Origin of the sequence: Brachybacterium huguangmaarense (assembly GCF_025725725.1) — a bacterium.
Lineage (GTDB): Bacteria > Actinomycetota > Actinomycetes > Actinomycetales > Dermabacteraceae > Brachybacterium > Brachybacterium huguangmaarense.
In genome coordinates this window covers 247,841-267,893 of sequence record NZ_CP107020.1, presented here as the reverse complement: position 1 = coordinate 267,893, position 20,053 = coordinate 247,841, and the positions used below count along the sequence as shown (strand labels likewise).

The window sequence follows — 20,053 nt, the reverse complement described above, 5'->3', positions numbered from 1 at the left end:
GGCGTCAGCCCTCGTCGTCGAGCCGCGAGGCCCGCGCGGTCGCGTGCGCGTGGAAGGACACGGTCCGGCTGGTCGTCTCCCAGCCCATCGAGCGGTACAGGCCGTCGGCGCCCGTGGGGGAGTCCGCGTCGACCTCGAGGCCCACGCGCGTGCGCCCGCGCTCGGCGGCGTCGCGGATCGCCGCGTTCAGCAGCGCCTTGGCGACCCCGCGCCCGCGCGCGCTGCGGTGCACGCCCAGGTACTCCAGGTAGGTGCCCTCCCCGGCGCTCGGGGTGGCGGGCATCGGGTCGGCGACGAGACCGCCGCCGGGCAGCCAGCTGCCGTCCTCCTGCTGGACCTCCGCGATGAACCAGTGGTCCCAGCGGGCCTCGGGGCCCTCGACGAGGCGCGAGGCGAACTCCGCGAAGGACTCGCGGTAGGAGTTGAAGTGATCGGCGAAGGACTCCTCGAGCATGCGATGGACCGTGCGCACGTCCTGGGCGACGGGCAGTCCCGAGGAGTGCGTGTCGACGCGGCGCACGCGCACGCCCTCCCGCGGGGCGGGCGTCGTGGCGGCCTCCTCGGGCGTCACCGGGCGCTCCATGTGCAGCCATGTGCGCACCCGGGTGTAGCCGTGGGCCTCGAGCATGCGCATCCGCCACGCGTCCCCGGACTCCGCGGTCGCGTCGAGCTGGGTGCCGTCGAGCCCGCGGTGCCGCGCGAAGGAGCCACCCACCTCGTCGGCCCAGTCCAGCAGGGCCGCGGCGAGGGCCTCGCGGTCGGGCACGTCCTGGCCGACGACCCACTGCACGTTGGTGCGCCCGCGGGCGCGGTCCTCGAGGCCGACCCAGGCGACGGGCCGACGCTCGGCGAGCGGCGCGTCGTCGTCGGGCACGATCACCACCTGGCGCCGGCTCCACGAGCGGAGCCCCACGAGGCGCGAGGCGATCTGGTCCGTCTCGACGCTCGCCTCGGGATCGTAGGTGCGGGCGTCGGCCAGCAGCAGCGCGGCGACGTCCGGGACGTCCGCCTCGAGCGGGAGGCGCGAGGTCCAGCGGGCGGGCAGGACGGGCGGGAACGGGTCGGTGAGGATCACCGCCCCATGGTTCCACAGGGCCCGAGGCGGCCGGAAGCGCGCGGACGACGAACGGCCCGGCCCCCGTGCAGGGGGCCGGGCCGTCCGGACGGGGCGCGTCAGCGCTGCGAGGAGTCCTCGCCGCCGTCGCCCGACACGTCGGCGCGATGGCTGGGGGTGTGCTCGTCACCGGTGCGGTGCGAGCGACCTGCGTCCGTCGCCTCCTCGGCAGTGCCGTCGACGGGCGTGCCGCGATGCCGGCCGGCGCGCGGGGCGGTGCCCTCGGTGCTCTCGGCGTCGGCGGCCCGGGCCTGCTCCGTCGTGCCCGCGAGCGCCTCGGCGTCCGTGGGCTCGATGTAGTGGCCGTCGTCCACGAACGCCGGGATCGAGCCCGTCGTGGTCGCGGCCTCGCGGGCCTGGATCGTCGAGCGCAGCGGGAGCTGCTTGATGAACAGCGACAGCACGAGCGCCGCGATCACGAAGGGGAGCGCCGTCAGGAACACGCTGTGCATCGCGTCGCCCATGCCGGCGCGGATCGCGTCGGCCACCGGGGCCGGCAGCTTCGAGAGCGCGGCCGGGTCGAGCACGCTCGACTCGAGGCTCGCGGAACCCGATCCCTGCATCTGCTGCTGGACGCCGGCGAGGGTCTTCGGGTCGAGCGTCTTCATCTGGGCGGCGATGTCGTCGGCCATGTGCGAGGACATGACGGTGCCGAGCACCGCGATGCCCACGGTCGAGCCGACGTTGCGGAAGAACTGCACGGCGGCGGTCGCGATGCCCAGCTCGGTCTGCTTGACGGCGTTCTGCACGACGAGCGTGTAGACCTGCATCGCGAGGCCCAGGCCGATGCCGATGACGACCATGGCGAGGGTCAGGTGCCACTGGCTGTCGCCGTAGGAGACGCGCGTGAGCAGCCAGTACCCGACCACCAGGACGACCAGGCCGGTCAGCATGATCTCCTTGTAGCGCCCGAAGCGGCTGATGAGGAGGCCGGAGATGATCGACAGCACGATCATCGCCAGGCTCAGCGGGATCAGGATCGCGCCCGAGTTGGTCGCGTTCACGCCCATCACGCCCTGCGCGTAGACGGGGATGTAGATGATCGCGCCGAACATCGCGACGGAGATCGCGAAGGCCGCGAGGATCGACAGGCCGATGATGGGCCGGCCCAGCAGGCCGATCGGCAGCAGCGGCTCCTCGGCGCGCAGCTCGATGAAGACGAACGCGGTCAGCAGCACCGCCGCGACGACGTACATGATGATGATCGTCGGCGAGCTCCAGGCGTACGAGGTGCCGCCCCAGCTCGTGGCGAGCAGGCCGATGACGAGGCCAGGCGCGAGGGTGAGCATGCCCAGCCAGTCGAGCTTGACCTTGCGCGGGGTGTGGCCCAGGTGCAGGAACTTGAAGATCACGAAGAACGCGATGATGCCGAGCGGCAGCGTGAGGTAGAACAGCCAGCGCCAGCCGAAGCTGTCGGTGATGACGCCGCCGATGAGCGGCCCGGCGACCGAGGTCACGCCGAACACGGCGCCCATGATGCCCTGGTACTTGCCGCGCTGACGCGGCGGGATGATGTCGCCGATGATCGTCTGGGACAGCGGCATCAGGGTGCCCATGCCCAGGCCCTGCACGGCGCGGGCGAACACGAGGAACCAGAAGTTGGTCGAGAGACCCGCGAGGATCGAGCCGACCATGAACACGGCGAGGCCGCCCAGGTAGAACCAGCGGCGCCCGAAGATGTCGGACAGCTTGCCGACGATCGGCACGGCCACGGCCGAGACGAGCATCGCGGCGGTGGCGATCCAGCTGTAGTGGTCCATGCCGCCGAGCTCGGCGACGATGCGCGGCATGGCGGGGCCGACGATGGTCTGGGACAGGGAGGCGACGAACATGCCGAGCATGAGGCCGACGAACACACGGCGGCCGTCACGGCCCAGGCCGGTGAACTCGGTGTCGCCCCCGGGAGCAGCGCCGGCGGGGGCGCCGGACTGTGCGGTGGAGGGAGTGGTCACGAAATGTGCTCCTTGGGTCGAGTGGGCGTGGGGCGCTGCCCGAGAGCGGGGTGCGCGGGGAAGAGGCGCAGCGGCGAGCGCCGACCGATCGATGTTACGGTGAATGCAGTCACTGCACAATTGCATTGACTGCAAAAAGCGTGTGATGACGACTACGATCCCAGCCATGACCGAGACCTCCGCACCCGCCACGGTGGCGGATCACCGCACCCCCTCGACCGGCGGGACCGACAGGTCCGCGCCCGGCCTGCGCGAGGCCAAGAAGCTCCGCACCCGGGAGGCCATGCACCGCGCCGCCGTCGAGCTCCTGGGCGAGCACGGCGCCGCGCACGTGACCGTCGAGATGATCGCCGAGCGCGCCGGGGTGTCCACCCGCACCTTCTTCAACTACTGGCCCTCCAAGGAGTCGGCCATGCTGGGCCTGTCCCCGGACCGCGACCACCGGGCGATCGAGCTCCTGCGGGAGCGCCCGGCCGCCGAGTCCCCGCGCGAGGCGCTGCGCGCGGTCATGGTCGAGATCGCCCGGAGCCTGCCCGACGAGCCCGCCCTGCGCAAGGCCAAGCGCGCGGCCATGGACCGCGAGCCCGTGCTGCAGCAGCTGTCGGGCCGCGTCATGGCCTCCCTCCAGACCGAGCTCATCGACGTGCTCGCCGAGCGGATCGACGCCCCCGACGCCCACGACCGTGCCCTCGTGCACGTCCAGCTCGCCTTCGCCGCCTCCCGCAGCGCGTTCTCGCTCTCGATGGCCCACGGCTCCCCGCTGCTCGACGAGTTCGACCGCGTCTACGGCTACATCGACGAGGGCACCGTCTGCCCCTGAGGCCGCCGCGCCTCAGCGCACGAGGCGGCCGATCCCGCCGCGCCAGCCCTCGCCCGCGACGAGGCGCTCCTGCACCGCCCGCTCGAGCCGGGTGCGGGCGACAAGCTGCTCGGGGACCACGGGTGGTCGCCGATGGAAGACGAAGAAGGCCGCGTCGCCCGCCGCGTCGTACGTGTCCTCGATCTGCCAGCGGCGCGCGAAGGCGCCGAGGTTCGAGTCGGGGCCGAGCAGGCGGGGGAGCTCGGCGCTCACGAGCCACGAGGTGCACTCGAACTCGCGGCCGAACGGCGGAGTCGCGGGGGAGCGGTCCGCGCCGAGGTCGGCGAAGCGCGCCGTGAAGAACGCGGTCGCCGCGTCGAGGGAGGCCTCGACCGCGGCCGGGGAGAGCGGTCCCGTGGCCGGGATGTGCACGCCGAGGGCCCAGCGCTCGCCGTCGCGGTCGCGGCGCCGGTGCAGGTCGAACTGCAGGCGCCCCAGCCAGAACAGCCGCCCCGCCCAGTTCATCGCCGTCCAGGCGAGCGTGTGATGGCCCAGCTCGCCGAACGTGGCCCGGTGCACCCGCATCTGCTGGCCGAGGTCGGCGAGCACGCCCCAGGACTGCTCGGAGGACAGTCCGCGCGCCGCATGCCAGGCCCGCACGGTGTCGGTGCCGACCAGATGGCCGAGGATCGCGACGAGCCCCTGCCCGGGCACGAGGCGCGCCTGCAGGGCGTCGTCGGCCTCCTTGCGCGCTCCGAGCTGGGCGGGCGCGGCGGTCAGCCCCGCCTCCGCGCGCAGCAGGTTCGCGACCTGCGTGATCGCCGCGAGGATCTCGTCGTCGGCCACCGCGCGCGGGATCAGGGCCAGCAGCTCGGAGCGATCCGGCTCGGAGATCCCGAGCAGATCCATCGTCGCGGCCGCCGCGGGGGCGGTCAGCATGAGGTGCACGGCCTCCGGCTCGAGCGTGAACGCGGGGCGCACGGTGTGCGGGGGCGTGCCGATCACCTCGGCGGCGCGGTCCTGATCGTCGCGGTGACCGGTGGGGAGCATCCCGCCACTGTACTGTCGTGCGCGGGACCCGATCACCGTGAGATCCGAGGAGCGCACATGGCCGACGACACGCCCACCACCGCCCCGGAGGGGGCGCCGGAGCTCTCGGAGACCGCGCGATCGGTGCGGGACGCCTACGCCTTCGACGGGGCGCGCATCCACCTGGGCGCCCTCATCGAGGATCTCGCCGCGAACGAGCCGAACCCGGCCGTGCCCGTGCATCTCTCGCTGCCCATGCTCAACCGGCACGGCCTGATCGCCGGGGCCACCGGCACGGGCAAGACGCGGACCCTCCAGGTCGTCGCGGAGCAGGTCGCGGCCGCCGGTACGCCCGTGTTCGTCGCCGACATGAAGGGCGACCTCTCGGGCATCGCGGTGCCGGGGGAGGACACCCCCGCGATCCGCGAGCGCGCCGCGGCACGCGGCCAGCAGTGGCAGCCGCGCGCCGGGACCACCGAGTTCTACAGCCTGGGCGGCCAGGGGCCGGGCGTCCCGATCCGCACCACGGTGAGCGACTTCGGGCCCGTGCTGCTGTCCAAGGTGCTCGGCCTGAACGCGACGCAGGAGTCCTCGCTCGGCCTGATCGTGCACTACGCGGACACGCACGGCCTGGGCCTGCTGGACCTCAAGGACCTGCGCGCGCTCATCCAGTTCCTCACCGCCGACGACGAGGGCAAGAAGGAGCTCAAGGCCCTCGGCGGCGTCTCGAGCGCGACGGCCGGCGTCATCCTGCGCGAGCTGACCGCCTTCGAGGCCTCCGGCGCCGACGTCTTCTTCGGCGAGCCCGCCTTCGACACCGCCGATCTGCTGCGCACCGCTCCCGACGGCACCGGCATCGTCTCGTGCCTCGAGCTGCCGGCGGTGGCGACCCGGCCGGCCCTCTTCTCGACGTTCATGATGTGGCTGCTCGCGGACCTCTACCAGGACCTCCCCGAGGTGGGCGACACCGATCGCCCCAAGCTCGTGTTCTTCTTCGACGAGGCGCACCTGCTGTTCGCGGACGCCTCCAAGGCCTTCCTCGAGCAGGTCACGCAGACCGTGCGGCTCATCCGCTCCAAGGGCGTCGGCATCGTCTTCGTCACGCAGACCCCCAAGGACGTGCCGGCCGACGTGCTCGCCCAGCTGGGCAACCGCGTGCAGCACGCGCTGCGCGCGTACACCCCCGACGACGCGAAGGCGCTGCGCGCGACCGCCCGCACCTTCCCGACGAGCGCCTACGACCTCGAGTCGGTGCTGACCTCCCTGCCCACCGGCGCGGCCGTGGTGACCGTGATGAGCGAGGAGGGCGCGCCCACGCCCGTGGCCGTGACCGCGGTGCGCGCGCCCGAGTCGTCGATGGCGCCCTGCCCCGCCGAGACCATGACGGCCCTCATCCAGGCCTCGCCGCTGCAGGCCCGGTACGGCGAGATGATCGACCGCGAGAGCGCGTACGAGATCCTCGCCGCGCGCGATCGCGCCGCCGCCCAGCCCGCCGCGCCCGCGCCGGCCCGCCCGGAGCAGGGCGGCAACCCCTACGACGTGCCCGCCAGCGATCCCGGGCGCGCCTCGTCGCGCCCCCGAGCCGAGCGTCCGCGCGCGAGCAGGAAGGACGAGGGCGGGCTGCTCGACAATCCCGCCGTGACGTCCTTCCTGCGCTCGGCCGGCACGGTGCTCGGCCGCGAGATCACGCGGTCCCTGTTCGGCACCCGCCGCCGGCGCTGAGCGAGACGCCGACACCGCGGCGCGGACAGCGACTGGACGCCGCCCGCAGAAACATAGGATGATTCGGTGGATCCGTCCCGGCAGCGACGCCGTACGGCCGACGCCGAGCGCGGAGCAGACCATCGACATGCTGGAGCGCGGTCCGCGCCCTGCTGCTCGGCGCGCAGCGGAACGAGGCCCTGCTGGGCCTCGCGACAGCGCTGCTGACCACGATGTTCGTCGTCGCCGCGCTGCTCGTGCTGCTGCGTGGGCAGGGCGTGTCCGTGGGGGACATGGCGATCGTCGCGAGCTCGGTGACCGCGCTCGGCACCCTCGCCCAGCTGGTGGTCTGGGGCTCGGGCGTCGCCCAGATCGCGCAGTTCGTCGGCGACCTCGACGCCCCGCTCGTGCCGTCCTCCGCCGAGGCGCCGCGGAGCACGTCCCCGACGCGGATCGAGGCCGTCGAGGTCGAGTCCGCGACCTTCACCTACCGCGGCCGGACCGCGCCGGCCGTGGACCATGCGAGCGGTCGCTTCGCCGGGACCGGGATGATCGTCCTGACCGGGCCGAACGGCGCCGGCAAGAGCACGCTCGCCAAGCTCGTCGCCGGGGCGCTGCAGCCCGATGCGGGCACGGTCCGCTGGCGGCGCGGCGACGGCAGCTGCGGGGAGCCGCACTGGCAGGAGGTGAGCGTCCTGCACCAGGACGAGGCGCTGCTGCCGCTGCCGGTGCGCGACTTCGTGCGCATGGGGGTCGAGGCCTCGGACCCGGAGATCCTGGCGGCGCTGCGCCGGACGGGGCTCGGCGCCCTGATCGACACGGTCCCCGACCTCCTGGACCGACGGGTCGGGGAGAGCTACACGCAGGGGGCGGCGTTCTCGGGCGGTCAGTTCCAGCGCCTGTGCCTGGCCCGCCTGCTGCTCCAGGACCGGCCGATGTGGGTGCTCGACGAGCCCACGAGCGCGATCGACGTGGCCGGCGACGCCGACTTCGTGGCGCTGCTGCGCGAGACGGGCGCCGACCGCTTCGTCGTCGTGATCACCCACAAGGATCTCGGCGTCGAGGACGGGGACGAGGTCTGGCGCGTCGAGGACGGGCGGCCGGAGCGACTCCTGCCTCCCGTCGGCGCCGCGGCACCCGGCGCCTGAGCGGCGACGACCCCCGACGGGGCCCTCCCGGACGCATCCGGAAGGGCCCCGTCACGAGCGGGAGATCGCTCAGCTCACTTCTTGCCCTGGTTGGCGACGGCCTCGGCGGCGGCCTTCGCCGCGACCTCGTCGAGGTAGCGGCCGCCCGGGGTGACCGGCGCGAAGTTCTCGTCCAGCTCGTAGACGAGGGGCTGACCGGTCGGGATGTTGAGGCCCGCGATGTCGTCGTCGGAGATGCCGTCGAGGAACTTCACGAGCGCGCGCAGGGAGTTGCCGTGCGCGGCGATCAGCACGGTCTTGCCGGCCGCGAGGTCGGGCTTGATGCCCTCCTCCCAGTACGGCAGGAAGCGGGTGACGACGTCCTTGAGGCACTCGGCCTTGGGCAGCTCGTCGCCCAGACCGGCGTAGCGCGGGTCCTGGTCCTGGCTGAACTCGGTCCCGAACTCGATGTCCGGCGGCGGCACGTCGTAGGACCGGCGCCACTGCATGAACTGGTCCTCGCCGTACTTCTCGCGGATCTCGGTCTTGTTCATGCCCTGCAGCGCGCCGTAGTGACGTTCGTTCAGGCGCCAGTCGCGCTTGACGGGGATCCAGTGGCGGTCGGCGACGTCGAGCGCGAGGTTCGCGGTCGTGATCGCGCGGCGCAGCAGCGAGGTGTGGACGACGTCGGGAAGGACGCCCTCCTTCTTCAGCAGCTCGCCACCGTTGGCGGCCTCGTCCTTGCCCTTCTCGGAGAGCGGCACGTCGACCCAGCCGGTGAAGAGGTTCTTGGCGTTCCAATCGCTCTCGCCATGGCGGAGCAGCACGAGTGTGTAGGTCATGGGGCCAGGGTACGCGGGGCGCAGGGCCCGGTCACGGGACGTCCGCACCGGGGTCGTCCGATCGAGCCGACCGGGGCCGGGGGCTGGAGGGGAGATCGCCCGTGTACTCGACGGTCGCGGCGAGCTCGGCGAGCTTGCGGTTGAGATGGTTGCTGGCCGTCCGCAGGCGGTCGAAAGCGGCGTCGCGCGTGAGCTGGTGACGGGACATGAGGATCCCGATCGCAGTCGCGATCTGCCGGTTCGAGCTGAGCGCGGTGTTGAGCCCGGCGACGTCGCTCTCGTGCAGCTCATGGGCGAGCGCGAGCGCGGCGAAGGTCGCGAGCACGCTCGTGATCGTGACGTCGGCGTCGGCGAAGGCATGGGGACGCGTCGCATACAGGTTGAGGGCCCCGCTGTCCCCGTCGGCGAGCAGGAGGCGCGCGCAGAGCATGCTGCTGATGCTCGTGGCGTGCACGCACCGGGCCGAGAAGCGGGGCCACCGCACATCGGCCGCGAGATCCTCGCTCAGCACCACGGTGTCCTCGGTCGCGGCCTCGAGGCAGGGCCCCTCGCCGACCTCGTACTGGAGCGCATCGATCAGTCCCGGCACATCGCTCGTGGCGGCGACGCTGCGCGGCGGCCGCGATCTGCGCACGAGGGTGATGCTCGCGTGCTCGACGTTCGGGACGAGGCTCACGCACGTCCGCAGGAGCTTGGTGGCGTCGACGGCGCTCGTGCCGGAGGTCATGACCGCGTGCAGTCGCGCGAAGGCCTGAGCGACGTCGGGAGCGGCGAGCGGATCGGACGGCGAGGGCTCTGAGGGGTGATTGGACATGGGGCTCTCCAGACGGACGGGATCTCGCCGATGATCGCAACACCGCGGCCGGGTTCTCCGCGGGGCACCGGCGGTCAGCGGCACCGCGTCCGGTGCGAGGGTACCAACCGTACGGTCGAGGCGGGGAGCCGCGCGCAGCCAGGCATCCTGCGAAAACTGCCGCCCGGGGGTGGTGCATCCGACGGAGCGTGTGGTGGCCTGGTCGGACGCGGGGTGCTCGGCCCGGGGCGAGCGTGTCGCGAGGCTCCCGGTGCTCGAGACCACGGGCTCGGGGGCCGCTCGCTGACGGGTCGGTCCTGCTCCGCGGATCTCAGCCGCGCCCCTCCGTGGTCGCCGTCCCGCCCAGCCCGTGCTCGAGGCCCCAGCGCACGGCCTGGCTGCGCGTGGTGACGGACATCTTCGCGTAGGCGGCGCGGATGTAGGTCTTGACCGTGTTGATGCTCAGGTGGAGGCGTTCGCAGATTTCCTCGTTCGAGCGTCCGTGCACGACCAGGCGGACGACATCCGTCTCGCGCGGCGATAGGGCGAGGGCGCCGGGCGCCGGCTCGCGCGACGGTGCCGCAGGGAGGGTGGGGAGAGAGCTGTGGTGAGCACGCGTGCTCCGGCCCGACCTCCTGCGATCCGGCGTAGAGCGGCGGCCAGCTCGTCACCGCCCAGTCTCTTGGAGACCGCGGCGGCGGCACCGAGCGAGAGGGCGGCATCGACCCACACCTCGCCGAGCACAGAGGTGTAGAGGACCACGGCATCGATCCGCGGGTTCGCGCACAGCCTCTCCATGACGTCCCAGCGCGATCCGACGGCGGCGAGGTGCGGGTCGTACAGGGCGATGTCGACGTGGCCGGTCGAGGGCCCCGAGACCGCCATCGGCATCACCTCGATCGCCCGATCGCCTCCGGCGATCGCCTCGCGCACTCCCAGGATCGTGATCTCGCAGTCGTCCACGAGCCCCACCCGGAGAGTGGCGGAGGACGGGAGGCCGGCACGGCACAGCGGGCGGACCAGGGCGTCGGCAGGCACGAGCGCTCCCCAGGGTCGACCAGCCGCGGGCTCGAGCCGGTTCGCTCAGCGTACGGCACGTTCCCGCGAGCGGCGACCGCGGACGGTCAGCGGTCGGCACCTCCCGCGGAGAACGACGGCGCCTCGAAGCGCTCCCAGACACGGTGCTGTGCGAGCTGCTCGGCGACGGCCTCGAGCACCGAGAACGCGTCCTCGCCCAGGTGGACGCCGGGCATGCCCTCGGTGAGCCCGGCGGTCGTGGCGGCGTCCCGTCCCGCGCCCCATGCCCCGATCGGCTTGGCGTGACGCCAGCACTCCTCGAGCAGGAGCGTGAGGCGCGGGTCCGTGCCGGGCGCGCCGGGCGCGCCCGCCTTGACATCCAGGGCCGGCACGGCGTCCGCACCCGGCGCGGGTGCGCCCGCGAGCAGCACCGCGTCGAGCTCCACGGAGCGACCGGTCGCGAACGTGCGCCCCACCGGGACCCCGCCGACCGTGCCGCCGACAGGCGCGATGACGAGCGGCGTCATCGAGACGGCGACGACGGCCTCGTGCAGGGCCGCGAGGTCCGCGTCCGGTGCCTCCGGGTCGACGACGATGCCCACGGTGCGTCCGGCCACGGGCCACGTGCCGCCCACCTGCGACAGCGCCGGGCTCGGCGTGACGTCCGGGAGGTCCGGCGACTTCGGAGCGGGGAGCCCGAGCGCCTCGGCGACGCCGCGGCACAGCTCGGGGTCGATCTGCGCGAGGCACGCCAGCTGACGCTCGCGGATCGTCGTCTCGTAGCAGCGCCCGAGCTCGAACGCGTACGCCGAAACGATGTGCGCCTTCTCGACGTCCGTCATGCTCGCCCAGAACATGCGGGGCTGGGTGAAGTGGTCGGAGAAGGACTCCGGGTTGCGCCGCTCCCGGACCGACTCGGCCACGCGCACCGGCAGGTCCTCGAAGGCGTGCTCGTCGGCGCCGGCGGTGAACGGGCATCCGCCGTCGAGGGAGTTCGGGCGGTACGGCGCGACGCCGGCATGGTCGGCCTGCTGCCCGTAGCCGTCGCGCAGCATGTCGTTGACCGGGGCGTGCGCACGGTTGATCGGCAGCTGGGCGAAGTTGGGGCCGCCCAGTCGCGTGATCTGGGTGTCGAGGTAGGAGAACAGACGGCCCTGCAGCAGCGGGTCGTCGGTGACGTCGATGCCGGGCACGAGATTGCCGGGGTGGAAGGCCACCTGCTCGGTCTCCGCGAAGTAGTTGCGCGGGTTGTGATCGAGCGTGAGGCGCCCGACGCGCTGCACGGGCACGAGCTCCTCGGGGATGATCTTCGTCGGGTCCAGCAGGTCGATCCCGTCGAACATCTGCTCAGGGTCATCGGGCAGGACCTGGAGGCCGAGCTCCCACTGCGGGTATGCGCCCGCCTCGATCGCGTCTGCGAGGTCGCGCCGGTGGAAGTCCGGATCGGTGCCGCCGATCATCTGGGCCTCCTCCCACGTGAGGGAGTGCACGCCGAGCAGCGGCTTCCAGTGGAACTTCACGAGCGAGGTCTCGCCGTCGGCGTTGGTGAGGCGGAACGTGTGGATGCCGAAACCCTCCATCATGCGGAAGGAGCGCGGGATGCCGCGGTCGGCCATGAACCAGATGGTGTGGTGCTGCGCCTCGGTGTGCAGCGAGACGAAGTCCCAGAAGGTGTCGTGCGCGCTCTGGGCCTGGGGGATCTCGCGGTCGGGATGTGGCTTGGCGGCATGGATGACGTCGGGGAACTTGATCGCGTCCTGGATGAAGAAGACGGGGATGTTGTTGCCGACGAGGTCGAACGTGCCCTCGTCCGTGTAGAACTTGGTGGCGAACCCGCGGGTGTCGCGCGCCGTGTCCATGGACCCGCGCGATCCCACGACGGTCGAGAAGCGGGTGAAGACCTCGGTGCGCCGCCCCGGGGCGAGGAAGTCGGCGCAGGTCACCGACGCCGCGGTCCCGAAGCTCTCGAAGACGCCGTGCGCCGCCGCGCCGCGCGCGTGGACCACACGCTCCGGGATGCGCTCGTGATCGAAGTGGGTGATCTTCTCGCGCAGATGGTGGTCCTGGAGGAGGACGGGGCCGCGTGCTCCCGCGCGCAGCGAGTGGTCGGTGTCCCGCAGGCGCGCGCCCTGGGACGTGGTCAGGCGCTCTCCCTGCTGCGCGGTGGTCGCGTCGTCGGCGCTCGGCACGGCTCCCGTCGGGGTCCGCGGCTCGGCGGCGGCCTGGTCCGGGGAGGTGAGGGGAGCGTCGGTCGGGGTCGTCGGCTCATCGAACTGCGGCGGCCGTGCGCCGGGCCGACCGGGCGCGGGAGTCACGGACGGAGGCGTCGGGCCGGAGCCGTCCGCGGCGTCGACCGGAGGGGTGGACTCATCGTGGGAGGACATGGACGCTCCTGACATCGAAGGGGGCGAAGGTCGGATGCCATCCCATGGTGACCACGGACATCGCCTGCGCGCACCACCCTTAGGGGTGTTGCGACCGCCCGGTCGGTCGGGCACGATCGGGGAACCGGGCAAGCAGCGCCCGGTGCGACACGGGAGTGACCATGACCGGCACGAGGAGCACGGAGAACGCAGTCGTCGGAGACGCGGAGCGGAGGACGGCCCTCCTTGGCCGGGGGGAGCAGGACCCCATGGTCGCACCCTCGCGACCTGCCCTGGCTGGTCCGCCCGGCGCGGACCAGCGCGCCGGCATGCGGCCCCCGTCGGGCTCCACCAACCGCCGGCGCGCGGTCGTCGAGGCCGCCAGCCGCATGTTCGCCGAGCGCGGCTACCGCGGCACGAGCCTCCGTGAGATCTCGGCCGACGTCGGGATCTCCCATCCCGGCCTGCTGCACTACTTCGCCCCGAAGGACGCCCTGCTCGCCGCCGTCGTGGGCGAGATCGAGCAGCGCGCCCAGAGCGCGATCGACCGGCTGCTCGAGGGCGACCGGGGCGTGGCGGAGGAGCTCATCCGGCAGGGGCTCGTCGACGATCCCGAGCACCGTCAGCTGGTGGCGGTCCTGTGCACCGAGGCGATCGGGCACGACCACCCCTTGCGGCTGCGCATCGCTCGGCTGCGGCGCGTCTACGAGCGTCTCGCCGAGCACGCGCTGCGCCTGTGCGCCGAGGACGGTGTGGTCGACCCGCGCGTCGACATCGAGTGGGCCGCGCGCGTGCTCGTGTCCACCTCACTCGGGCATGCCACCCGCGAAGCGACGATCGGGGACATCCAGCCGGCCACCGCCGGAACGACCGCGCCGGACTGCGCGACGCTGCTCGCCATGCTGCGGGCTTAGCGGCACGGAGCCATCGGGGCGCACCCGCCCTACCGGAGCAGCCGGTCCATCCGACGGTCGCTCAGCCGCCGGCCGCCCGTCTGGCACGTGGGGCAGTACTGCAGCGAGGTGTCGGCGTACGAGACCTCCGCGATCGTGGTCCCGCACACCGGGCACGGCTCGCCCGCGCGGCCGTGCACCCGCAGACCGCGCTTCTTGGCGGCCTTGATCTGCGCGGGCGGCAGGCCCTCGAGCGCCTCGCGCGCCGTGCCCAGCACGCCGCGCATCGCCTCGAGCACGTGGTCCGGGTCGACCCCGTGCGCGGGGGCGAAGGGGGACAGGCGGGCGACGTGCAGGATCTCGTCGGAGTACGCGTTGCCGATGCCCGCGAGCAGCCTCTGATCCACGAGCGCGTTCTTGATGCGCGCCCGCGTGCCGCCGAGCGCGGCCGCGAAGGTCTCGGCGTCGATCGAGCCGGCGTCCGGCCCGGCCTGCGCGACGGCCGGCACCTCGTGACGGTCGTGCACGAGGGCGACGGAGGCGTTCTTGGTGGTCCCCGCCTCGCGCAGGTCGAAGCCCGCGCCCGAGGTGAAGGACACGCGCAGCCCGAGCGGGCCCCGGCCCATGCGCACCGCCGTGGCCGGCACGCGGTCGTGCCAGGCGAGCCAGCCGGCGCGCGCGAGGCGGCACACCAGCTCGAGGTCGCCCAGGGTCAGGATGAGCGCCTTGCCCACTCGGGAGACGTCGTCGACCGTGCGGCCGACCAGGGCGGTCAGCGGCGGGTCATAGGTCTTCAGGAGGCTCAGCTCGGCGAGGTCGGCGCGCTCGACGCGCTCGCCGACGGCCCGCGTGCGCAGGAAGCCCACGAGAGCGTCGACCTCGGGCAGCTCCGGCATCGCCCCAGTATGCGCCCGCCGGGTGCGGAGGTCAGGGCTCGACGAGGTCAGGCCTCGACGAGAACCGTGAAGGGGCCGTCGTTGACGAGCGAGACGCGCATGTGGGCGCCGAAGCGACCGGTCGCCGCCTCGACCCCGCGCTCGCGCACGGCCGCCACGACCGCGTCCACGAGCGGCTCGGCGACCGGTCCGGGCGCGGCCTGCGTCCAGGAGGGGCGCCGTCCCTTGCGGGTCTGGCCGTAGAGCGTGAACTGCGAGACCACGAGCACGGCCGCGCCCGCCTCGGACACCGAGCGCTCGCCCTCGAGGATCCTCAGCTCGCAGATCTTGCGGGCGATCGTGGCGACCTGCTCGGCCCCGTCGCCGTGCGTGACGCCGAGCAGCACGAGCAGCCCCTCGCCCTCGACCGCGCCGACGACCTCGCCGTCGACCTCGACGCTCGCGGAGTCCACCCGCTGGAGCACGGCCCTCACGGCCGGCCCCCGTCGAGCGACCGGAGGCGCCGCTCCTGCGTCGGGGCGTCCCGATCGGACGACGGGTCCGGCACCGGACCGCTGTGGGCGGGCGGACGCGCCGCGATCCGGGAGGACGGGGCCTGGGGCATCGGGGGGAAGCTCGCGTCGCTCCGGACGGGCGGCACATGCCGTTCGGACCGTCCGCTCGCCGCGAGCGCCCGGGCGTGCGCCGCCCAGCGCTCGGCGACGCGCACGATCGCCTCGGTCGCGGCCTCCCACGCGGCCTCCTGCTGGCGATGCGGGCCCGTGGCCAGGCTCAGCACCACCCCGGCGGCGCGCAGCGAGAGCTCCTGCGGGTCGACGCGCTCGGCGAAGGTCGCCCCCCACGCCGTGATCGCCTGCTCGACCCGGGCGTGGACCTCGGGCGCGATGCGGCCCGTCGCGCCGTAGTCGGCGAGCACGCTCAGGTGCGCGAGGAGGCACGCGAGGTCATCGGCGCGCCGCCCCGGCCCGACCGTGTCGATGTCCAGCAGGCCCACCACGCGCCCGCCGTCGACGAACACCTGGGCCTCGTAGAAGTCGCCGTGCACGACGTCGTGCGGGCGCAGCCCGATGCGCCGGTCGACGTCGGCGAGCCCCGCCCGGATCGCGCCCACGAGCGCGTCGAGCCGGGACCCGAGCGCCGGCACGGAGGAGCCGACGATGCCCGCGTAGAACGCGGCCGAGTCGGTCCACGGGGCGCGCAGGGGCGCCGTGTAGAGCGAGGCGGGCAGGCGGTCGAGCAGCGCCACGAGGTCCTCGGCGCGGCACGCGGCCGTGCCCTCCTCGAGCACGGCCCGCGCGAGCGGACGGCCCGGCAGCTCCGCGAGCACGACGAGGCCCTCGTGATGGGCGAGCACGGCGGGCACCGGCACGCCCGCCGACGCCAGGTGCTGATGGCGCTCGACGATCTCGCCGCTGCGGTGGGGCTGCATCACCTTGAGGTACACGGCCGCCCCCGCGAGCTGCACGCGCAGCACGGCGCGGCGCCCGGGGCGGTACGAGACGACGTCGAGGGGGAGCGGGGTCCCCGGTGCCGCACCCGTCGCGACCCCGAGCTCCTCGAGGGTCGCGCCGACCACGTCCGGGTAGCACACGCGCGCGAGCATCGGCAGCCACGGGTCGTTGGGGTAGCGCCACACGCGCACCGTGATGTCGCCGTCCGTCATGAGCAGGGACTGCTCGGCGTTGCGGAGGTCCTTCTCCGGCTCGCCGATGTGGGCGCTCGCGCCGAACAGCTCCTCGCGCGGCGCGGCGTGGGGCCCGTCGAGCTCGGGCCAGGACACGAGCGTGCGGTACAGCGCCTTGGTGGACCGGCCGGGACGGTGGTCGACATGGTCGAGCTCCCAGGACTGGAGCACACCGCCGGCGTTGGACACGGCCGAGACCAGGAGCCCGCCCGCCTCCGGACCCGTGAGCAGCTCCGAGCCGTCGAGGGATTGCGACATGGGTCGTTTCTACCAGGCGGGCGGTCCCGGCACCCAACGGCCGCGCTCACCGCGGAGCGGTTCCCCTGCTCCCGCGCTCCCCACCTACCATGTGGTCATGTCCGATTCCGAGACCACATCCACGCCCGATCCCCAGTCCGCGCCGAAGCCCCCGCAGAACCTGCTGGGCATCGCCCCGACCCTGCTGCCCGAGGATCACCCCGACATGGAGGTCGCGGCCGCCATCGCCGAGGGCGCCGACCCGAGCGAGCAGGCCGCCCTGCATCCCGCCTCGAGCCTGGCCTGGGCGCTCCTGGGCCAGGAGGCGCTCGCCGAGAACGAGGTCGTCGCCGCCTACGCGTACGCCCGGACCGGCTACCACCGCGGCCTCGACGCCCTGCGCCGGGCCGGCTGGCGCGGCCAGGGCCCGATCCCCGCCTCCCACGCCCCCAACCGCGGCTTCCTGCGCGCCCTCGCGGTGCTGGGCGAGGCCGCGCGACGCATCGGCGAGGACGACGAGGCGGCCCGCATCGAGGACCTCCTGCGCGACGCGGACCCGAGCCTGCTCGACTGACCGCCGCCGCCCCGGCGGACGCCCAGGGGACGCCGGGACGCCCGTTGCTAGGCTGGCCCGGTCCTCCGGCGCCCCCGGACCCGCCGTCGCGCGCCCCGGAGTCCGCCACCGAGAGTCCCCGTCGTATTGGAGTCGCCATGCCCGCAGTCGTGATCGTCGGGGCCCAGTGGGGGGACGAGGGCAAGGGCAAGGCCACGGACCTCCTCGGCGAGCGCGTCGACTACGTCGTCAAGCCCAACGGCGGCAACAACGCGGGCCACACCGTCGTCGTGCACGGGGAGAAGTTCGAGCTCAAGCTGCTCCCCGCCGGCATCCTGTCGCCGCAGGTCACGCCGGTCATCGGCAACGGCGTCGTGGTCAACCTCGAGGCCCTGTTCGAGGAGATCGGCGTGCTCGAGGCCCGCGGCGTCGACACCACGCGCCTGCGGGTGAGCGCGGACGCCCACGTCGTCGCCCCGTACCACCAGACCCTCGACAAGGTCAGCGAGCGCTTCCTGGGCAAGCGCGCGATCGGCACCACGGGGCGCGGCATCGGCCCCGCCTACATGGACAAGGTCGGGCGCCTCGGCATCCGCGTCCAGGACCTGTTCGACGCCTCGATCCTGCGCCAGAAGGTCGAGGGCGCGCTGCGCCAGAAGAACGAGCTGCTCGTCAAGCTCTACAACCGGCGCGCGATCGACGTCGACGAGATCACCGAGGCCCTGCTGTCCTACGCCGACCGTCTGCGCCCGATGGTGGTCGACACGGTCGAGCTGCTCAACGCCGCCCTCGACCGCGACGAGGTCGTGCTCATGGAGGGCGGCCAGGCCACCTATCTCGACGTCGACCACGGCACCTACCCGTTCGTGACCAGCTCCAACCCGACCGCGGGCGGCGCGTGCACGGGAAGCGGCGTGGGGCCCACCCGGATCGACCGCGTGATCGGCATCGTCAAGGCGTACACGACGCGCGTGGGCGCGGGCCCCTTCCCGACCGAGCTCGAGGACACGTGGGGCGAGTACCTCCAGACGACGGGCGGCGAGGTGGGCGTCAACACCGGTCGTCCCCGCCGCTGCGGCTGGTACGACGCGCTCATGATCCGTCATGCCCAGCGCATCAACGGCTTCACCGACATCGTGCTGACCAAGCTCGACGTGCTCACCGGCATCGAGGAGGTGCCGATCTGCGTGGCCTACGACGTCGACGGCGTGCTGCACCACGAGATGCCCATGACGCAGACCGAGTTCCACCACGCCGTGCCCGTCTACGAGACGCTGCCCGGGTGGACCGAGGACCTCTCGGCGTGCCGCACGGTCGAGGACCTGCCCGCGAACGCCCGCGCCTACGTCGAGCGCCTCGAGGAGCTCGCGGGCTGCCGGATCAGCGCGATCGGGGTGGGCCCGGACCGCGAGGACACGATCGCGGTGCACGACCTGCTGCCCCACGGCGCCCGGGAGATCCGCTGACGTGGTGATCCGCCGTCGCACCGATCCGGAGGAGGGCCGCGCGGCCCTGCGCGCCTGGGCCGCCGAGCCCGCGGCCGCCCGACGGGCCGTGCTCGGTCCCGCCGTGCGCCACACGCTCGAGCTGTTCGCCGAGGAGTTCCCCGGCGGGAGCGTCGAGCTGCGCGTGCCCCCGTACGGGGCCGTGCAGGCGGTCGCGGGCATGCACCACCACCGCGGCACCCCTCCCGCCGTGGTCGAGACCGACGCCGCGACCTGGCTCGAGCTCGTCACCGGGAGCCTGACCTGGTCCGCGGCCCGTGCCGCGGGCCGCATCAGCGCGAGCGGGGAGCGCAGCGACCTCACCGAGATGCTGCCCCTGCCCGGCCCGCGTCGCGACGTGCGCGACCTCGAGACGGGGGAGCGCGCATGAGCGTCGCGGTCGAGATCGCCGTCGAGGATGAGGCGGGGCTCGTCGTCGCCGCCCACGCCGGGGCCTCCCGGGTCGAGCTGTGCACCGACCTGGCCTCGGGCGGGACCACCCCGCCCCCGGAGCTCGTGCGCCTCTGCGTCGCACGCGCCGCCGCCCTCGTCGCGTCGCGCGACGCCGTCGCCTCCTTCGAGGTGCACGTGCTGATCCGGCCGCCCGGCGGCACGGCGCAGGTCCACGAGCACCCCGAGCAGTTCTCCTGCACGGCCGAGCAGGTCGAGCAGATGGCCGCCCAGGCGGCCGCGGCGGTCGAGGCCGGCGCCGCGGGCGTCGTCCTCGGCGCCCTCGCGCGCGACGAGCACGGCACCTGGGCGCTCGACCTGGCAGCCCTCGAGGCCCTCCGCGACGCCGCCCTCCACGCCGCCTCCCGCGCCGTGCGCTCGGTGCAGCTGACATGCCATCGGGCGCTCGACGCCCTGCCCGACGCGGCGGCCCGCGTCGCGGCCGTCGAGGCCCTCGTCCCGCTCGGCTTCCACCGGGCCCTCACCTCGGGCGGCGCGGTCCGCGCGATCGACGGGACCGCCGACATCGCCGCGATGGTCGAGGCCGCCGACGGCCTCGTCGACGTGTGCGCGGGCGGCGGCATCCGCCCCGCCGACATCGCCCCTCTCGTCCGCGCGACCGGCGTCGCCGACATCCACCTGTCCGGGCGCCTGCCCTCGGGCCCCGCGGACGAGAACCCCGACACCCTCACCGATCCGGCGGTCTGCACGGCCGCCGTCGACGCCGCAGGAGCACTGTGACCGACCCCCGCCCCCTCGACAGCCCCGCCGAGCCCGACGCGCCCGAGGACCGCGAGCCCGACGCGCCCGACGATCGCGAGCCCGACGCGTCCGGGGAGCCCCGCCCCGAGGATGGCCAGGTGCTCCTGGTGCGCCGCCGCCGCGTGCCCGCCCTGGGGTTCTGGGTGGCCCTCGTCCTCGTGATCCCCTTCCTCGCCGGCATGGTCGTGGCCTGGGTGGTCGACGTCCGGACCCTCACGGGCATGCTCTACTTCGGCGTGACCGCCGCGCTCCTGATCGGGTTCCCCCTCGCGCTCGTCGCGGCCGTCGTCGACGCGGTGCTCGAACGCCGACGGCGACGGACGGCACATGGGCCCGGCGAGCCCCCTGTGGGATGAT

General features: G+C 73.6%; 20 protein-coding genes. 9 read left to right on the top strand and 11 right to left on the bottom strand.

The annotated features are described in order from the left end of the window. Positions 1-4 precede the first annotated feature (4 nt). Together BRM3_RS01295 and BRM3_RS01290 are read right to left on the bottom strand one after the other, a co-directional pair. Positions 5-1,075, bottom strand: a complete 1,071-nt coding sequence (locus tag BRM3_RS01295) for a GNAT family N-acetyltransferase (protein WP_263594308.1) — start codon at positions 1,073-1,075, stop codon at positions 5-7. Positions 1,076-1,173: 98 nt separating this feature from the next. Then, positions 1,174-2,955 carry an MDR family MFS transporter gene (locus tag BRM3_RS01290; protein WP_263595490.1) on the bottom strand — a complete coding sequence of 594 codons (1,782 nt, stop codon included), beginning with the start codon at positions 2,953-2,955 and terminating at the stop codon, positions 1,174-1,176. Between the two features lie 277 nt (positions 2,956-3,232). Between BRM3_RS01290 and BRM3_RS01285 the strand changes: the two genes are divergently transcribed. Next, positions 3,233-3,886 carry a TetR/AcrR family transcriptional regulator gene (locus tag BRM3_RS01285; protein WP_263594307.1) on the top strand — a complete coding sequence of 218 codons (654 nt, stop codon included), beginning with the start codon at positions 3,233-3,235 and terminating at the stop codon, positions 3,884-3,886. A gap of 12 nt (positions 3,887-3,898) precedes the next feature. On the opposite strand, the gene BRM3_RS01280 is transcribed toward BRM3_RS01285, so the two are convergent. After that, a complete protein-coding gene (locus tag BRM3_RS01280) occupies positions 3,899-4,915 on the bottom strand; it encodes an acyltransferase domain-containing protein (RefSeq protein ID WP_263594306.1) in 1,017 nt (338 codons plus the stop codon). Positions 4,916-4,972: 57 nt separating this feature from the next. Here BRM3_RS01280 and BRM3_RS01275 point away from each other — a divergent pair, with 57 nt between their 5' ends. Both BRM3_RS01275 and BRM3_RS01270 read left to right on the top strand, forming a co-directional pair. Next, positions 4,973-6,616 (top strand): DUF853 domain-containing protein, encoded by a 1,644-nt coding sequence (locus tag BRM3_RS01275; protein ID WP_263594305.1) that lies wholly within the window; start codon positions 4,973-4,975, stop codon positions 6,614-6,616. 212 nt (positions 6,617-6,828) lie between these two features. Then, complete coding sequence (locus BRM3_RS01270) at positions 6,829-7,743, top strand: ATP-binding cassette domain-containing protein (protein WP_263594304.1); 915 nt, start codon at positions 6,829-6,831, stop codon at positions 7,741-7,743. A gap of 74 nt (positions 7,744-7,817) precedes the next feature. Here the strand turns inward: BRM3_RS01270 and BRM3_RS01265 are convergent, their stop codons facing one another. The 5 genes from BRM3_RS01265 to BRM3_RS01245 form a co-directional block, all read right to left on the bottom strand. After that, positions 7,818-8,564 carry a phosphoglyceromutase gene (locus tag BRM3_RS01265; protein WP_263594303.1) on the bottom strand — a complete coding sequence of 249 codons (747 nt, stop codon included), beginning with the start codon at positions 8,562-8,564 and terminating at the stop codon, positions 7,818-7,820. A 31-nt stretch (positions 8,565-8,595) separates the two neighbouring features. After that, complete coding sequence (locus BRM3_RS01260) at positions 8,596-9,378, bottom strand: GAF and ANTAR domain-containing protein (protein ID WP_263594302.1); 783 nt, start codon at positions 9,376-9,378, stop codon at positions 8,596-8,598. Between the two features lie 310 nt (positions 9,379-9,688). Further along, positions 9,689-9,865, bottom strand: a complete 177-nt coding sequence (locus BRM3_RS01255) for a response regulator transcription factor (protein ID WP_263594301.1) — start codon at positions 9,863-9,865, stop codon at positions 9,689-9,691. After that, on the bottom strand, positions 9,820-10,395 hold the full coding sequence (locus BRM3_RS01250; protein ID WP_263594300.1) for a hypothetical protein: 576 nt from the start codon (positions 10,393-10,395) through the stop codon (positions 9,820-9,822). The genes BRM3_RS01255 and BRM3_RS01250 overlap by 46 nt, the downstream gene beginning before the upstream one ends. An 86-nt stretch (positions 10,396-10,481) precedes the next feature. Next, a complete protein-coding gene (locus BRM3_RS01245; RefSeq protein ID WP_263594299.1) occupies positions 10,482-12,758 on the bottom strand; it encodes a catalase in 2,277 nt (758 codons plus the stop codon). Between the two features lie 248 nt (positions 12,759-13,006). Here BRM3_RS01245 and BRM3_RS01240 point away from each other — a divergent pair, with 248 nt between their 5' ends. Further along, positions 13,007-13,651 (top strand): TetR/AcrR family transcriptional regulator, encoded by a 645-nt coding sequence (locus BRM3_RS01240; protein ID WP_263594298.1) that lies wholly within the window; start codon positions 13,007-13,009, stop codon positions 13,649-13,651. 29 nt (positions 13,652-13,680) lie between these two features. Here BRM3_RS01240 and BRM3_RS01235 read toward each other — a convergent pair whose 3' ends face one another. The 3 genes from BRM3_RS01235 to BRM3_RS01225 are packed head-to-tail and all read right to left on the bottom strand — an operon-like array spanning position 13,681 to position 16,468. Beyond that, positions 13,681-14,526: a DNA-formamidopyrimidine glycosylase family protein gene (locus BRM3_RS01235; protein ID WP_263594297.1), complete on the bottom strand. Its 846-nt coding sequence runs from the start codon at positions 14,524-14,526 to the stop codon at positions 13,681-13,683. A gap of 47 nt (positions 14,527-14,573) precedes the next feature. Further along, on the bottom strand, positions 14,574-14,999 hold the full coding sequence (dtd, locus tag BRM3_RS01230) for a D-aminoacyl-tRNA deacylase (protein WP_263594296.1): 426 nt from the start codon (positions 14,997-14,999) through the stop codon (positions 14,574-14,576). Further along, entirely contained in the window at positions 14,996-16,468 is a 1,473-nt protein-coding gene (locus tag BRM3_RS01225) for a phosphotransferase (protein WP_263594295.1), read from the bottom strand. Before BRM3_RS01225 ends, dtd begins: the two co-directional genes overlap by 4 nt. A gap of 97 nt (positions 16,469-16,565) precedes the next feature. Here BRM3_RS01225 and BRM3_RS01220 point away from each other — a divergent pair, with 97 nt between their 5' ends. The 5 genes from BRM3_RS01220 to BRM3_RS01200 all read left to right on the top strand — a co-directional run bounded on the left by BRM3_RS01220 (position 16,566) and on the right by BRM3_RS01200 (position 20,052). After that, the gene (locus tag BRM3_RS01220) at positions 16,566-17,021 is read left to right on the top strand and encodes a DUF3151 domain-containing protein (protein WP_263594294.1); all 456 of its coding nucleotides are present in this window, start codon (positions 16,566-16,568) and stop codon (positions 17,019-17,021) included. 137 nt (positions 17,022-17,158) lie between these two features. After that, positions 17,159-18,466, top strand: coding sequence for an adenylosuccinate synthase (locus BRM3_RS01215; protein ID WP_263594293.1), 1,308 nt, complete (start codon positions 17,159-17,161; stop codon positions 18,464-18,466). Between the two features lie 4 nt (positions 18,467-18,470). Then, positions 18,471-18,875, top strand: coding sequence for a sterol carrier family protein (locus tag BRM3_RS01210; protein WP_263594292.1), 405 nt, complete (start codon positions 18,471-18,473; stop codon positions 18,873-18,875). After that, positions 18,872-19,675, top strand: coding sequence for a copper homeostasis protein CutC (locus BRM3_RS01205; protein ID WP_263594291.1), 804 nt, complete (start codon positions 18,872-18,874; stop codon positions 19,673-19,675). Before BRM3_RS01210 ends, BRM3_RS01205 begins: the two co-directional genes overlap by 4 nt. Continuing rightward, a complete protein-coding gene (locus BRM3_RS01200; RefSeq protein ID WP_263594290.1) occupies positions 19,672-20,052 on the top strand; it encodes a hypothetical protein in 381 nt (126 codons plus the stop codon). Before BRM3_RS01205 ends, BRM3_RS01200 begins: the two co-directional genes overlap by 4 nt. Position 20,053 lies beyond the last annotated feature (1 nt).